Origin of the sequence: Maricaulis maris, from assembly GCF_049116555.1 — a bacterium.
Lineage (GTDB): Bacteria > Pseudomonadota > Alphaproteobacteria > Caulobacterales > Maricaulaceae > Maricaulis > Maricaulis maris_C.
Window position 1 is genome coordinate 164,754 of the sequence record NZ_JAGDYT010000003.1, and the last position, 15,212, is coordinate 179,965.

The window sequence follows — 15,212 nt, forward strand, 5'->3', positions numbered from 1 at the left end:
CACGGCGCGCATGCAGGAAAGCGCGCGGGTCGCGGAGCGAGCTCAGGGCGTCCTACTCCGCCCAGACCGGCTTGCGGCGTTCGAGGAAAGCGCTGAGGCCTTCCTTGCCCTCTTCGGAGGACCGACGTCGGGCGATCGCCTTGGCGGTGTGTACGGCAAGGCCGTGATCGATCGCCTTGCCGGTGACGTCATCGACCAGCGCCTTGGCATCGGCGACAGCACCCGGAGCGGCGGAGAAGGCCAGCTTGGCGAGATGTTCTTCCATCAGCGCCATCTCGTCCTCATTCTCGACAACGTATTGGGCAAGACCAATCTGGTGCGCGAAATTGCCGTCAAAGCCTTCCCCCGATGCGAACAGGGCACGTGCCCAACGGGGGCCGATGGCGCGAATGACAAAGGGCGAGATGGTGGCCGGGGTGAGACCCAGGCGTACCTCAGAAAAGCGGATCTTGGCATTCTTCATGACAATGCCGACATCGCAGGCCGACAACAGGCCCGCCCCGCCGCCCATGGCCGCGCCCTGGACCAGGGCGACGGTCAGTTGCGGCAAATCGTAGAGGCGCTTGAGCATGGTGGCGAGCGCCATCGCATCCTCTTCATTGTCGGCTTCCGTGTAATGGGCCGCCGCCTTCATCCAGTCGAGATCGGCTCCGGCCGAGAAACTCCCGCCATTGCCGCGCAGGAAGACGATGCGGACCTCATCGCCATTGGCGCGTAGCGTCTCGAACGTGTCGGACAGCTGCTCGATCATTTCGGCATTGAAAGCATTGTGCTTGTCGGGCCGGTTCAGCGTGACAACGGCCACACCAGCCGGGCTGACATCGAGCAGGACGGGGGCGTCGGACATGGGCAGCTCCACAGGCAAGCGGGTCAGGTGTTCTATCCCCTAGGCTTAGTCCCGTGACGAGGCGGCAACAAGCGGTCACATCACCGCACACGCGCCCTCCCCGGGCGAAGCGCAAAGAAAAACGGGCCGTCGGTTTCCCGACAGCCCGTTCTTGCCCCCAGCCCGGCACCGCCCCTACGGCACCGGAAGATCACGCGGTCAGTCGCCGCGGAAGATCAGGCCCTTGATGATTGACAGCACGATGATGGCCACGAAATAGCCGATCGCCAATGCGCCGAGATAGAGCAGGTATGGCATTTGCGTGAAGAGCTGGCCGAAGGCCGCGATATCGAAATCGCCGGCTCCACCGCCCCGCACCATCGGCATCACCACATCAACGATCACATGGATGATCACGCCGACGACGGTGAAGATCAGGATGGCCCCGAACTCACGCATGAGAAGCGCCAGGACAAGCGCAATCACGCCCATCTGGATACCCAGCGGCATCCAGTGCACCACTGTTCCGTCTCCGGCATTGGCCAGAAGACCCGGCATGAAAAAGTCAATGGCGGGCTGGATATAGCCCATGATCTGATCGAGAAATTCCATTACGCGGTCCCCTTCCGCAAAAAACGCTGCCCGCACCTTACCCCAAGATGAGTGCACGGTGTTAACGTTCTAGTGAATTTTTCGTCTTGGAAAGCGGGTTCTCCTGACAGGCGAGTTTTGTTAACTTTTTGTGACAATCCGCTTGATCGCAAAGAGAATGCCGATCACCACGAGATAGCCCACGAACAGCGCCCCGACCTCGCGCCAGAAATGCGCTTCCAGGAGCGGAGGCAGGTAAAAGTTCCCGACCTCCGCGATAACGGGAGCAAGACTTTCCAGTACGATATGGGCGATGACCGCGCCACCGGCCATGACCGGCAAGCGCGCCCATTTCGACAGGATGAGCGTCGCAACTGCGGCAATCAACAGCCCCAGGACCGCATTGACCTCGGCAAAACCCTCACGGGCATAGCCGAGAAATTGTTCCAGCAACTCCGGCACTTGATCCTGCCCCCCGACAGTCAATCAACAAATGACGAGGTTAACATGAACAAGTCCGATGTCACGCGAAGCGTGTTTCGGTCGCGAACGGATCAGCTTGGGGCGATCTCGACCATCACCTCATTCCGGCGAAACGGTGTCGGGATCCAGGGAGGGTCATAACGCGCATAAACCGGGTCACCGGTCTGCGCATAGCCCTCGGCGTCCAGATAGGCGACCAATTCCTCAAACTTCGTCTCGAACCGGGCATCGGATGCGCCGCCCGAAAAGCGGATGACCGCCATGCGGCGCGCGGGAATTTCACTGATTTGGACCCGGGGATCATCGGGAATTGGCAGGGTGTCCATGCCCCACTGTTCCGGCATGATGAAGGCCACTCGCCAGGCACCTTCGCCTTGCATTGACTGTGTGACCGGAGAGGTCATGGCGATTTCCTGCGACCGCGTCTGGGTCACCGGCGTCGTCATCGCGATCTCGTCGGACCCGGCTCCATTGCGGGCGGTATTCCCGCCGAAGATATAATTGGCGAGGGGCCGAAACCCGCTATTGCCGGCGCGCGCCATCGACCCGTCCACCTCGACCGAGGCCGTGATCTGGGGGGCGTAGTCACGAATCTCGATCGCGCCGTCGCGCATTACCAAGGTGTGTGCAGGCTCCTCGGCGGCCCGGGCGGGTGCGGCGACGCTGAGTGTCGCGATCGATACGGCAATAGCAAACAGATAGGGCGAGCTCATGAACGATCTCCTTTGAAGGGTGTACGCCCGCCCCGTCCGAACGGATTGGTGTGACCGGGCTGTGTCCTGAAGTTTCCGAACCGGGCCATCATGATCGGCCGGTCGAGCGCTGCCGTCAGGCGGGCGGAGACCCATCCGGTCAGCGCGCCCGGCGTCCCAGCCGCTCGATCCGGTCGAGCATGGCCTGCCGCCCGTCCGGTCCGCATGCGCCGACACCGCCCAAAATGGTGTGGCGGACCGGGCTGAAGCCCGACATGCGGAAAATGCCCGCCTCGAGCCCCTTCAGGCTGTGGGCACCGAACAGGAGGCGGTAGGCGAAACCCGGCATGCCCATGGTGACAATGATGCGGACCGATTTGCCGCGCATGCGCCGTACCGGCCATTTATTGCTGTCACCGCCCGTATCGAGCAGAAAGCCTGCCCGCCCAACCTGCTCCAGAAACGCCTTGAGCCGGGCCGGGATTGTCCCCAGCCACAGGGGATAGACCAGAACCATATGGTCCGCTGCGAGAATCATGTCCTGCGCCGCGATGACCTCCGCGCCGGGTGCTGTGGCAAATTCAGCCTCGCTCGACAGGACGTCGACCGGCAGGCCGGCGATATCGATGCGGGACACGTCATGCCCGCCCGCGACCGCTCCATGCGCGTAAGATTCGCACAGTGCCGCCACGAAACGTACCGGCGCGCCGTCGGGATGGCCGTTGATGATGCAGATAGACTTCGGCATAACCACACTCCACGTGTGATTTAGCATGCCGCCTGCCCTGCAACACCGCGGCAGCGCGTCACAGGCCCGCCGGGCCCGCCGCTACATCCGGAAAATGCCGAATTTGGTCTTCTCGATCGGGGCGTTCAGGGCGGCCGACAGGGACAGGCCCAGCACGCGACGGGTGTCGGACGGGGCGATGATACCGTCATCCCACAAGCGGGCCGTGGAGAAATAGGGATTGCCCTCGGCCTCATAGGCCTCGCGCACAGGCGCCTTGAAGGCCGCCTCCTCGTCCAGCGACCAGTCCTCGCCGCGCGCTTCCATGCCGTCGCGCTTGACCGTGGCCAGAACGGCGGCGGCCTGTTCACCGCCCATGACGGAGATGCGGGCATTGGGCCACATGAAAAGGAAGCGCGGGGAATAGGCGCGCCCGCACATGCCGTAATTGCCGGCGCCATAGGAGCCGCCGATGATCACGGTAAATTTCGGGCCGCGATAGGTCGAAACGGCGGTGACAAGCTTGGCGCCGTCCTTGGCGATCCCACCGGCCTCATATTTCGAGCCGACCATGAAGCCGGTAATATTCTGCAGGAAAATGAGCGGGATACCGCGCTGGGCGCAGAGCTCGATGAAGTGGGCACCCTTCTGGGCACTCTCGGAGAAGAGGATGCCGTTATTGGCAATAATGCCAACGGGCATGCCGTAGAGCCGGGCGAAGCCTGTCACCAGCGTCTCGCCATAGAGTTTCTTGAACTCGTCGAATTCCGAGCCGTCGACCAGGCGGGCAATCACCTCGCGGACATCGTAGGGCGCGCGGATATCAGCCGGCACGACACCATCCAGCTCGGACGGGTCATAGGCTGGCTCGCGCGGATCGGTGAGGTCGAGATCGACCTGCTTGACCGAGTTGAGCGTGCCGACAATCCGGCGCGCCGTGTACAGGGCGTGTTCGTCATTGGCGGCGTAATGGTCGGCGACGCCCGAGACGCGGGCATGGACATCGGCTCCGCCCAGATCCTCGGCGGAGATCACCTCTCCTGTGGCGGCCTTCACCAGCGGCGGACCGGCGAGGAAGATCGTGCCCTGCTTGCGGACAATCACCGTCTCGTCGGACATGGCTGGCACATAGGCACCGCCCGCCGTGCAGGAACCCATGACAACCGCGATCTGGGGAATGCCCTCGGCCGACATGTTGGCCTGGTTGTAGAAGATGCGGCCAAAGTGGTCGCGATCCGGGAAGACCTCGGCCTGGTGCGGCAGATTGGCGCCACCGCTATCGACCAGATAGACGCAAGGCAGCCGGTTCTGCATGGCGATTTCCTGCGCCCGCAGGTGCTTCTTCACCGTCATCGGATAATAGGCGCCGCCCTTGATGGTCGGGTCGTTGCACACCACCATCACCTCGCGACCGGAGACGCGGCCGATACCGGCAATCATGCCGGCCCCGTGGACATTGCCTTCATACATGCCATTCGCGGCCAGTGCGCCGATCTCGAGGAAGGGCGAGCCGGGGTCGAGCAGGCGTTCGACGCGATCGCGCGGCAAAAGCTTGCCCCGTGACAAGTGCTTCTCGCGCGAGCGCTCCGACCCGCCGACCGCCGCAGCCGCTGTGCGGACCTGCAAGTCAGCCACAAGGCCGCCCATCGCCGCCGCATTCTCCTGGAAGCTGGCGGCCTGGGTATCGAGCGCGGAAACAATCTTGGTCATGGAGGCCCCGAAAGCTGCAATCGTGCTGGCTGATTAACCCGCACACCGCGTCGAACGCAAACAATCATGCATCCAAACCCTGCACCGGTCGCATCCTGTTTCAGGGAATGCAGACGCAGGGGAGAAAATCATGCGCGCAATCGTGACAGCCATCAGTCTCGCCGTCGGGGTCAGCCTGGCGCCAATCAGCCACGCCCAGGACGCGGAGACCCGCCCACATGCCGAAGTCATGGTGCTTGGCACTTTCCACTTCACCGGTGGCGGTCAGGATATGATCAATCCCGAGGTTGACGACTTCCTCGCGCCTAACCGTCAGGCCGAGATCGCCGAAGTTCTGGATCGTCTGGAAGCCTGGGCCCCGACCCGCATTGCCGTTGAACTCACGCCTGAGCACGAGGCCGCCTTCAATGCCCGCTACGACGCGTTCGTCGCCGGTGAGCGCGCGCTCGGGGTGAACGAACGCCAGCAGATCGGCATGCGTCTTGCCGCACGCCTCGGCCATGATCGCCTCTATGCGGTCGACTCGCAGGGCGGGATGGACTTCGAAGCGATGATGTCCGCCGCCGCTTCGGCCGAACAATCGGCGCTGATGGCGGAGTGGGAAATCTATATCGGTGAGGTCCAGGCCTTCATGGCCGAAACCGAGTCACTCGACCGGAGCATTCTCGAGCGGATGATCTCGCAAAACTCCGCCGAAGTTCGCGAGATGCACAATCTCTACCTCATCCTCGCCCAGATGGGCGGCGCGGATAATCCCGCCGGTGCTCGCGAAATGACCAATTGGTGGGGTCGCAACCTGCATATTTTCGCGAATGTTGCCCGCATTGCGGAGCCGGGAGAACGCGTCCTTGTCCTCTACGGCTCCGGACACAAGGCCCTGCTCGATGACTATTTCCAGGGCGCCCCGAACATCACGTGGGTGGAACCGCTTGATTATCTCCTGGCGTCCCCGGCGTCTGCCACGGAATAGCCCGAAAGTGGTCCGACCTTGCTTGGCAGGGAGGATGCGACCGCGTAAGGTTGCGATGTCGAACTGAAGGCGCGAATTCTTAATGAGTCCCGCATCCGGTTAAGACATGATTCAGTCCTCCCTCACAGGCTGATGGGGATTGGAGCCGGAATGCGCTAAACTCGCTCCGGTTCTTGTGGGAGGTGCCCATGCGCGTACAAGTTATTGTTGTTGCCGCACTTTGTGCGTCCGCATCAAGTATTGCCAAAGCACAGGACGTCAATGATTCGGCGGCTTGGGTGGCAGGAATCAGTGACGCCGGTGAGGCGTCCGTCCTGCGCTGGCGCATTAATACTTCCAGTACCTCAAGCGTTCCCGTCCTGATCGGGACCGACCGAGCTGACCTGTCCGAGATTTCGGCCGTTTCCGGTCAGATCGACGTGCACCCCTTTGGCGATGAATTCTACCTGTCGGCCGGTACCATCTCCCCGCGCAGCGACCGCGCCATTCCGGCGTGGATGCGGCAGGCCGATGCGCCTGCCTGGTCAGCCTTTCCCCATGCCGAGCTTTCGGAAGAGCTGACCCGGTCCAATATCGACACCCTCACCCGCTATTTCGGGGCCGGGATTACCGTGCGCACGATGGACGCCTGGAGCATCACCATGGAAGGTGGCGCCTATTTCCAGGACTCCAGTGAGGATCAGATGATCCTCTTCGATCCCGATACCGGCGAACACATGCCCCTTCTCGAGGATCTCGATCGCATGGATGCCGAGGCGATTGGCGAGAGCCAGTCCCGCACGGTGCGGCCTGTCGGCCATCTGGTGTTGCGGCGCCGCTTCTGATCCGCCTTTCCTGACCAGCCGTTTCTGACTCCCGATCGACAGGGGAAGCCGCACGCGGCCCATCCCCCTTTCACAAGCCCGCCGAGCGGCCCTAGACTGGTTGCCGATTCAAGCCGCTGGCGGACCCATGGCCCTCAACCTCTCCTTCCTTCCCTTCCTCAACCGGGTCGAGAAATCCGTGCTCGACGCCGTCGAACATGAGGTCGAGTGGTTCTGCCTGCCTGCCGGCAAGCTTCTGTTCCGCGAAGGCGATGAGGCTGATGCGATCTATCTGGTCCGCTCCGGCGCCCTGGCCGCTTTCCGGAGCGGTGCACTGGGTCGGCCCGACCTGATGGGCTATATCCGCGCCGGCGAGCCTGTCGGCGAAATGTCGATGCTGGACGAGACGCCCCACCAGGCCAGCGTCTATGCCCTGCGCGACAGCGAACTTGTGCGCCTGCCCAAGGCCAGTTTCGAACGCCTGACCAACAAGCATGCCAGCCTGATGCGGGAATTGTCGCGCATGATGCTGGCCCGGCTTCGCGGACCGCGGCGCGCGGCCGGGTCAGAGCCCAGGGTTTTCGCCCTGATCAGCACATCGCCGACGATCGATGTCGAGTATCGGGCCAAGGAACTCGCATCCACCTTGCAGGCCATGGGAGTCAGCTGCGGAATCGCGGACGAGACCTGTGCCGACTGGAGCGGACAGAAGCTGGATGCGCTGGAGCAGGATTGCGACATCGTGCTGCTGGCTGCCCGCTTCTCCAATCCGGGTTGGGCAAGGCGGGCAATGGGGCGGGCCGACCGGATGTGGCTTTTGGCGCGCGCGGATGCGCGCCCCTCAACTCCGCTCCTGCCTGACGACCCCTCACCCGCCATGCGGCTGAAACTCCTCGATGTCGTCCTGTTGCACCCCGGCGGTGTCACCGCCGCCTCGCGCCCGCAGGATTGGGCCAATGCCGCAGATGCGGCGCGGGTCTTTCACTGGCGCCAGAACCAGCATGTCGCCGATACCGCGCGCCTCGCGCGCACACTGGCCGGGCGCTCGGTCGGGGTTGTCGTCTCCGGTGGCGGCGCCCGGGCCTATGCCCATATGGGCGCCATCCGCGCCTTGCGGGAGGCCGGTATGCCCTTCGACTTCGTCGGCGGCGCCTCGATGGGCGCAATCATTGCCGCCGGAATCGCACTGGACTGGTCCGATGACGAGCTGGAACGGCGCATCCGCAAGGCCTTTGTCGATTCCAATCCGCTTGATGACTGGACCCTGCCTGTGGTCTCGCTGGCCAAGGGCGAGAAGGTCGATGCCCGTCTGAAGGAACATTTCGGCGATGTCGAGATTGCCGAGATGGTACGCCCCTTCTTCTGCCTGTCATCCAATCTCGCCAGCGGTCGCCCCGAAGTGCACCGAACCGGCTCCCTGCGGCATGCCCTGCGCGCCTCGATCGCCATTCCGGGCCTGCTGCCACCGGTCGTGGTGAACGGTCAGATCCTGGTCGACGGCGCTGTTTTCACCAATTTTCCGGCCCGCGAAATGCGCGCCTTCCATCGCGGACCGGTGGTCGGCGTTGACGTCACCCGCGCCCAGGGCTTGAATCCGGCCGATTTCGAGGACCCGCCCGGCTTCATCGAATGGGTGCGCAAGAACGGCCTCAAATCACCGCCGCCAATTGCCTCCCTGCTGATGCGGGCTGCGACGATCGGCGTCGCCGATCACCGCGATATCGGCCGCGAAGCCGCCGACCTGCTCATCCTGCCGGAAACCTCGATCGATATCCGTGAATGGGAGAAGTTCGAGGAAGTTCGCGACGCCGGCTATGACGCCGCCCAGGGCATGCTGGCCGGCATTGATGACGAAATGCGGGTAACGCTGGGCCTGAAGGCGCCGCCTCAAAAAGGCGGATAGTCGCGATCCCAGTGCATCAGCTCGATCGCTCGCTCGGCGGTCTTGCGGGTCAGACAGGCCGCCTGCTCGAGCGATTGCATTGATCCGCCCGCATACAGGCCAGACAGGAAGAGGCAATCCTGGTCGCGATGGGCTATCCAGCTGCGCTGGGCTTCGCGCAAATCGGCGATGGAGGTTTCGGGCAGGCTTTCGCGCAGCTCCCGATAGGCGTCATTGAGCCAGCGATCCCAGGCTTCATATTCTTCGCCCGCACATATCATCATGCCGGCCATGGTCTCGCCATCGACGGACAATTCCTCACAAACGGCGCGGTACTCGCCGATACAGCTCTGGCGTCCCTCGCGTCCGACTTCGCGGTAAAGACAGGCATCAATCGTGTCATAGGCCGACAGTCGGTCCATGCCGCCCGGCTGGGCTGCCGACATTTCCGCAGAACATCCCAGCAGACCTGCCAGGGCCAATGTGAAGACCAATACCGCTCTCATTATGCGTCCTCCTGGCGTGAGGTTAGCAGCTGTATCAGGCGCGGTCATGCAGAAGGCCCCGATCCGGGTGGATCGAGGCCTTCTTCATGTTTCAGCGATCAGACAGGCTGACTAATTCGTCTCGTCGAACAGCTCGCGCCCGATCAGCCAGCGACGGATCTCGCTGGTACCGGCACCGATCTCATAGAGCTTCGCGTCGCGCAGGAGACGACCGGTGGGATATTCATTGATATAGCCATTCCCGCCCAAGAGCTGGATCGCGTCCAGCGCCATCTGGGTTGCCCCCTCGGCGGCGTAGAGAATGGCGCCGGCGGCATCCTTGCGCGTGGTCTGGCCTCGGTCACAAGCCTGGGCGACAGCATAGACGTAGGCGCGCGTCGCATTCATGCGCACATACATGTCAGCCAGCTTGCCCTGGACGAGTTGGAATTCGCCGATCGACTTGCCGAATTGCTTGCGCTCTCGAATATAGGGCATCACCACGTCCATGCAGGACTGCATGATCCCGACCGGACCCGACGCCAGCACGGCGCGTTCGTAATCGAGACCCGACATCAGGATCTCGACGCCCTTGCCCTCATCGCCCATCATGTTCTCGACCGGCACTTCACAATCCTCGAAGACCAGCTCGCCCGTCTCGGAGCCGCGCATGCCCAGCTTGTCGAGTTTCTGGGCGACCGAGAAACCCTTCATGCCGCGCTCGATGATGAAGGCGGAGATTCCGCGCGAGCCCGCACTGGTATCGGTCTTGGCGTAGACGATCAGCGTGTTCGCGGCCGGCGCATTGGTGATCCACATTTTCGAGCCGTTGAGCACGAAATGATCACCCTTGCGCTCGGCCTTGAGCTTCATGGAGACGACGTCCGACCCGGCACCCGGTTCGGACATGGCCAGCGATCCGACATGCTCACCGGAGATCAGCTTGGGCAGGTATTTCGTCTTCTGCTCGGCATTGCCCCAGCGCCGCATCTGATTGACGCAGAGATTGGAGTGCGCACCGTAGGACAGGCCAACCGATGCCGAAGCGCGGGAGATCTCCTCCATCGCAATGACATGCTCGAGATAGCCCAGCCCGGTGCCGCCATCCTCTTCGCCGACCGTGATGCCCAGCAGACCGAGCTCGCCCATCTTCTGCCACAGGTCGGCAGGGAAGACATCGCTCTTGTCGATCTCGGCAGCGCGCGGCGCGATCTCGTCAGCGGCAAAGGAACGGACGGTGTCACGGATCATTTCGGCCGTGTCACCGAGGTTGAAATCAAGCGAGGGGTATTGGTTCGGTATCATGCCGCGCGATGTATCACGGCCCGCGACCGGGTCAAGAGAGACCGGTGCGGGCCGCGAAACAGAATGGCGCGAAAACGGCTAGTTGCCGGCCTTTTGTTTCAACTTGGACAGCCAAATGGACGCGAGTTGCCATCCAGCCACAATCACGAGGAAAAATCCCGCGAGGGCCATACCGAAGTTCAGCGTCATTTCTCGCTGGGCCATGATGTAGTCCCACTCGGCCGCAGCGAGCACGCTGCCAAAGCCTGCCAGCAACAAGCCAGCGACCAGGACCGCCAGGAACGTCCACATCCCGTCGTCGGAACTCGGTCCCGGGCGATCATCCGTGGCGTGCACATCGGCTGCCAGGTCACGGGGTGAGAAATCATCGTCGGCATCGGACATCGGGTCAGCCCCGTCCATAAGCGGATCTTCCGCCGCCAGAGCATCCGCCCCCGGTTCGATTGCGTCCGACGGCGAGCCAGGCTCGCCCTCGACCTCACCGACGGCTCCTGCAGCCTCGGCCGGCATGTCTGCCGGATGCGGCGGTGGTGTATCATCGCCAGAGAGGCTGACAGCCCGCTCAATGATCTCCGCTGGGATATCGGCCTCGTCCGCGGGGCGCAGTTCTGATTCGGATCCGGAATCGCCCGCAGCAGCCGGTTCGACCACCGGCTCGGCATCGACGTCGATATCCGGCGCAGTTAAATCGTCGACGACCTCAGCAGACTCCGGCTCCGCGTCAGGCTCGGCTTGCGGTTGGGCTTCCGGTTCGGCTTCAGGCGCGACTTCCGCCTCGTCCTCGGTAAGGAAACGCCCTTCCATGACGCTGGTCAGCGCATAGCCCAGCCCCATGCCCTGAGGCAGCGCCATCGCGTAATGCTCCGGCAAAGCTGCCGCCGACTGCGGTTCTGATTCAGGCGCGACCTCGGGCTCGGTTTCAGCAATCGATGCGTTTGCTTCCGGATCGGCGACCGGCTGGCGGTTGGCCAGGACGAAACCCAGCCCCGTGCCTTCTGGAAGATCGAAAGCGGCGATCGGGGCCGCGGCGACCGGGCGTTCCGGCTCGACCTCAGGCGCGACCTCAGGCTCGCGCGTCGGCACGTTCGGTGTGACTTCGGCGGCCGGCGCCTCAGAGTCAGCGTCAGCGACGTTTTCAGCCTGCGCCGTCGCAGCCTCGCCGATTTCCTCGTCCATACGCGCGATCACGCGGTCCGCAGCCGTTTCCGGGTCCAGTTGGGCCTGCGGCGCATCGACGGCCGCGACATCTGGCTCGGTAGCGGCCTCATCCTCTACCGGGACGGTATCGGCCATTTCATCCGCGGTCGCGGGGGCGTCGGCCAGCGCTGTATCGCACTCGGCATCGACCTCCGACACGTCCGGCTCGACAGCCTGATACTCGGCCTCGATCGGGTCGTCGCGCATGTCGGAGACCGCTTCGGCCACGGGCTCCATCGACGGTTCGGTAAGGTCCTGTCGCACGTCCGGCGGCAGCGCTTCGACGGCGGCCAGGATGCGGGCGATCTCGTCTTCGGCTTCCCGCCGACGCGCGAGACCGGCATCCGGCGGTGGCGGCGGTGGCGGCAGATCGGAAAAGGCGTCCGGCGGCGGGGTGTCGCCGCCACCGATCGCGCCTTCCAGCACGCGTTCCTCGCTGGGATGCTCGATCTTGATGACCAGCTCGACCGGCTCGGATTTGCGGGACTGACCCGGCTTGGCCGGCATCAGGGCATCAAGGAAAAGCGTGCTTTCGGCCTCGCGTCGCGCGGAGGCATCATCGCCATGGATCGCCAGCGCCTCACCGGCAGCGCGCGCCCGTCCCTCAAAGAGATAGCGCGCGACATCGGACCCGCGGAAACGGTCCACGCCGACATCATGCACAAAGGAGGTGAGCGCATCCCGCTGGCCACGCGAGAGCGGGCCGGTAATGCTGTCATCAACGACTTCCTCGGCGCGCATGACGTCATAGATGAGCAAAAGTGCTGCTTCATCCTCGGTCACTGTCACGCCCGCCTTGGCGGCGGCGCGGTGGCCATAACCAACCACCCAGCGACCATCCTCACTCTGGACGGCCTCAGCTCGGAAGGGCTCGAACCGCTTGATCAGGTCGCGGGCAGCCGGAGAAGTTTTCAATCGCGGTTTCATGCGTGTTCCGTTTCAGGACAGCGCGTCAAAGAATGCCTCGACCTCTGCAAGCCTGACGCCGGAGCCCTATTCACGCCCCGGATCAAACACATCGGTTGTATCAAGGGCGGTGAATGGCGCCAGGAAACCACCCCCGGACCCGCCGCCGATCAGGTAGATCTCGTGATTGAGCACGGCCGCGCCGCCCCCGGTTCGCGGAGCGGGCAGCATCGCTTCCTCGCGCCAGGCAGTTTCACCCGGTTGCCAGGAGACATGCGTCTGAAGCGTTTCGCGCGCATCCGCGCCTCGACCACCGAGCAGATGGATTCGTCCATCGAGCGCCGCCACCGCAGCGCCTGAACGCGGAGATGGCAGGTCAGGAAGCTGGGCCCACGCGCCGGTTTCCGGATCGAACACATCGAAGCGGGTTACGGTTTCCCCATCAAGCCGGCCACCGGCCAGATAGATGCGCCCCTCGATTACGGCAGCCGCCATGCCTCGGCGTGTCACGCCGACCGGCACATCAAGCGTCTCCCAACTGCGTGCTTCAGGGTCGAAGACAAAGGCATTTCCATCATCATTCAGACCACCGAAGGCGTAGAGCGCGTCGCCGAAGGCAACCAGGGCCATGTCCGCCTTGGCAGCCGGCATGGCCGCCTCGCTCTGCCAGATATTGCCCGCGAAAGACCAGGACCAAACACCGGCGCTGGGCGCAACGCCATCCTCGCCGCGGGCATAGCCACCAGCGACATAGATCCGGTCATTGATCGAGGCCATTCCGAAACGTTCCAGGCCACGCGGCAAGGGTGTTTCCGGGAACCAGCGGTCCAGCTCCAGATCATAGCTTTCAAACTCGTCGCGCGGATCGGTCAGCCCGGATCCGCCGGCCGCATAGATGCGCCCCTCATGCACGACAACGCCAAGCCCGGCGCGGGAGGCGTCCAGCCGGGCGGCGGTCTCCCATCCTCCCTGGGCAGAAACAGGTCCGGCAACCAAGGCCAGAAGGCTCAGGATAAGGGCAATATAACGCACGTGTTCACCATTCGATTGGTCAGGTCCTCGCCGACCCACACCGGAATATCATCACAAGAGGACGAGTGTCGCCAGCCCCAGGAATGCGAGAAAGCCGACAACATCGGTTACCGTGGTCACGAAGACGGACGATGCCACCGCCGGGTCGGCGCCGGCCCGCACCATGCCCAGCGGGATCAGAATGCCAGACAGGCCGGCGCATCCGAGATTGAGCACCATGGCCGCCGCGATGACACCGGCGAGCTGCCAGTCCTGGAACCACACGACTGTCACGGCGCCCATCACGATGGCGAAGATGATCCCGTTGACCATTCCGGTGGCCAGTTCGCGCCAGACGACCCGCAAGGCATTGGCTGCGGTCAGATCACGCTCGGCAATCGAGCGCACGGCAACAGCCAATGACTGGGTCCCGGCATTGCCCCCCATCGACGCGACGATCGGCATCAGAACCGCCAGAGCCACGACCTGCGAGATGGCGCCCTCGAACAGGGCAATGACACCCGAGGCCAGAATGGCCGTCGCCAGATTGACCAGCAGCCAGGGCGCGCGGGAGCGCACCGAGCGATAGACGGTATCGGCCAGACCGGCGTCGTTGACCCCGGCAAGAGCGAGCATGTCTTCCTTGTTCTCGTCCTGGATGACGTGGACGATATCGTCCAGCGTCAGCATGCCGGTCAGCCGTCCGGCAGCATCGACGACCGGCGCCGAGACGAGGTGATATTTCTGGAAGAGATAGGCGACCTCCTCCTGGTCGGTTTCCGGCTCGACGAGGATGCGCGGCGTTTCCATCAGATCGCTCAGGGCGACATCCCGGCGCGCACTCAACAAGCGGCAGACAGGGATCTCGCCGACCGGGCGAAACCCGGTATCGATCACGAAAAGGTCGTGGAACGTGTCCGGCAGATCCTCGCTTGCATCCCGCATATGGTCCAGCGCGTGTCCCACGGACCAGAATTCCGGCGCAGCCACGAATTCGCGCTGCATGAGACGACCGGCCGTCTCGTCCTCGAAGGACAGGCTTCGCTCAACCGCTTCGCGATCACTGTCGGAGATTTCCGCGAGCACGGCGGCACGCGTTTCATCATCCATCTCCTCGACGACTTCTGTCGCGTCATCGGAATCGAGCTCCTGGATCGCCGCCGCCAGATGCGCGGTGTCCAGATATTCCATCACGACTTCGCGCGCATCCGGCTCGAGCTCGGCGAGAACCTCACCGGTAAAGATGTCCGGGGCCAGCTCGACCAGGGTCGCTTGCTGATTGCCCGAGAGCTGTTCGAGCACGTCGGCAATGTCAGCTTCGTGCAATGGCATCAGCATGCGTCGGACGAGGTCATCATCCGCATCCGCGATGGCCTGCCGCAGATTGGCGACAAATTCCGGATCCGTATCCGCCCGAGCAGGCGAATCGATCAGGACGTCGTCATCAAAAGCGGCTTCGCCCATGCAGGCCTCCGTGGAAGTTCGGTGTTTCGACCGCTCGCTGTCAGCGCTCGGACCCGGCAGTCTTAACCGCCTGTCGGTACAAGCTCAATCGACCGCCTTGGGAATCCGCATCTACACGCACTCAATGGCGGATTTCGGGCGCCATTGCTGCCCTGCTCAG

General features: G+C 63.4%; 14 protein-coding genes. 3 read left to right on the plus strand and 11 right to left on the minus strand.

What is annotated here, in order from left to right; genetic code table 11:
• Positions 1 to 52 precede the first annotated feature (52 nt).
• The 6 genes from JXQ94_RS05460 to JXQ94_RS05485 form a co-directional block, all read right to left on the minus strand.
• Positions 53 to 847, minus strand: coding sequence for an enoyl-CoA hydratase-related protein (locus JXQ94_RS05460; RefSeq protein WP_421922799.1), 795 nt, complete (start codon positions 845 to 847; stop codon positions 53 to 55).
• A 198-nt stretch (positions 848 to 1,045) separates the two neighbouring features.
• A complete protein-coding gene (locus JXQ94_RS05465; RefSeq protein ID WP_421922800.1) occupies positions 1,046 to 1,438 on the minus strand; it encodes a hypothetical protein in 393 nt (130 codons plus the stop codon).
• A 120-nt stretch (positions 1,439 to 1,558) separates the two neighbouring features.
• Entirely contained in the window at positions 1,559 to 1,879 is a 321-nt protein-coding gene (locus JXQ94_RS05470; protein WP_421922801.1) for a hypothetical protein, read from the minus strand.
• 92 nt (positions 1,880 to 1,971) lie between these two features.
• On the minus strand, positions 1,972 to 2,613 hold the full coding sequence (locus JXQ94_RS05475; protein WP_421922802.1) for an SOUL family heme-binding protein: 642 nt from the start codon (positions 2,611 to 2,613) through the stop codon (positions 1,972 to 1,974).
• Positions 2,614 to 2,752: 139 nt separating this feature from the next.
• Entirely contained in the window at positions 2,753 to 3,340 is a 588-nt protein-coding gene (locus tag JXQ94_RS05480) for an NAD(P)H-dependent oxidoreductase (protein WP_421922803.1), read from the minus strand.
• A gap of 81 nt (positions 3,341 to 3,421) precedes the next feature.
• Entirely contained in the window at positions 3,422 to 5,029 is a 1,608-nt protein-coding gene (locus JXQ94_RS05485) for a carboxyl transferase domain-containing protein (RefSeq protein WP_421922804.1), read from the minus strand.
• Positions 5,030 to 5,159: 130 nt separating this feature from the next.
• On the opposite strand from JXQ94_RS05485, the gene JXQ94_RS05490 reads away from it, so the two are divergent.
• From JXQ94_RS05490 to JXQ94_RS05500, 3 genes are all read left to right on the plus strand, one after another.
• Positions 5,160 to 5,999, plus strand: coding sequence for a DUF5694 domain-containing protein (locus JXQ94_RS05490; RefSeq protein WP_421922805.1), 840 nt, complete (start codon positions 5,160 to 5,162; stop codon positions 5,997 to 5,999).
• Positions 6,000 to 6,187: 188 nt separating this feature from the next.
• Positions 6,188 to 6,823 carry a hypothetical protein gene (locus JXQ94_RS05495; protein WP_421922806.1) on the plus strand — a complete coding sequence of 212 codons (636 nt, stop codon included), beginning with the start codon at positions 6,188 to 6,190 and terminating at the stop codon, positions 6,821 to 6,823.
• 127 nt (positions 6,824 to 6,950) lie between these two features.
• Complete coding sequence (locus JXQ94_RS05500) at positions 6,951 to 8,705, plus strand: patatin-like phospholipase family protein (protein WP_421922807.1); 1,755 nt, start codon at positions 6,951 to 6,953, stop codon at positions 8,703 to 8,705.
• Here JXQ94_RS05500 and JXQ94_RS05505 read toward each other — a convergent pair.
• From JXQ94_RS05505 to mgtE, 5 genes are all read right to left on the minus strand, one after another.
• On the minus strand, positions 8,690 to 9,190 hold the full coding sequence (locus JXQ94_RS05505; RefSeq protein WP_421922808.1) for a lysozyme inhibitor LprI family protein: 501 nt from the start codon (positions 9,188 to 9,190) through the stop codon (positions 8,690 to 8,692). The two genes, JXQ94_RS05500 and JXQ94_RS05505, sit on opposite strands and share 16 nt — an antisense overlap.
• A gap of 111 nt (positions 9,191 to 9,301) precedes the next feature.
• Positions 9,302 to 10,474 (minus strand): isovaleryl-CoA dehydrogenase, encoded by a 1,173-nt coding sequence (locus JXQ94_RS05510; protein ID WP_421922809.1) that lies wholly within the window; start codon positions 10,472 to 10,474, stop codon positions 9,302 to 9,304.
• Between the two features lie 78 nt (positions 10,475 to 10,552).
• Positions 10,553 to 12,586 carry a glycoside hydrolase family protein gene (locus tag JXQ94_RS05515; protein WP_421922810.1) on the minus strand — a complete coding sequence of 678 codons (2,034 nt, stop codon included), beginning with the start codon at positions 12,584 to 12,586 and terminating at the stop codon, positions 10,553 to 10,555.
• Positions 12,587 to 12,664: 78 nt separating this feature from the next.
• The gene (locus tag JXQ94_RS05520) at positions 12,665 to 13,609 is read right to left on the minus strand and encodes a Kelch repeat-containing protein (protein ID WP_421922811.1); all 945 of its coding nucleotides are present in this window, start codon (positions 13,607 to 13,609) and stop codon (positions 12,665 to 12,667) included.
• A 51-nt stretch (positions 13,610 to 13,660) separates the two neighbouring features.
• Positions 13,661 to 15,052, minus strand: coding sequence for a magnesium transporter (gene mgtE, locus JXQ94_RS05525; protein ID WP_421922812.1), 1,392 nt, complete (start codon positions 15,050 to 15,052; stop codon positions 13,661 to 13,663).
• Positions 15,053 to 15,212: the final 160 nt, after the last annotated feature.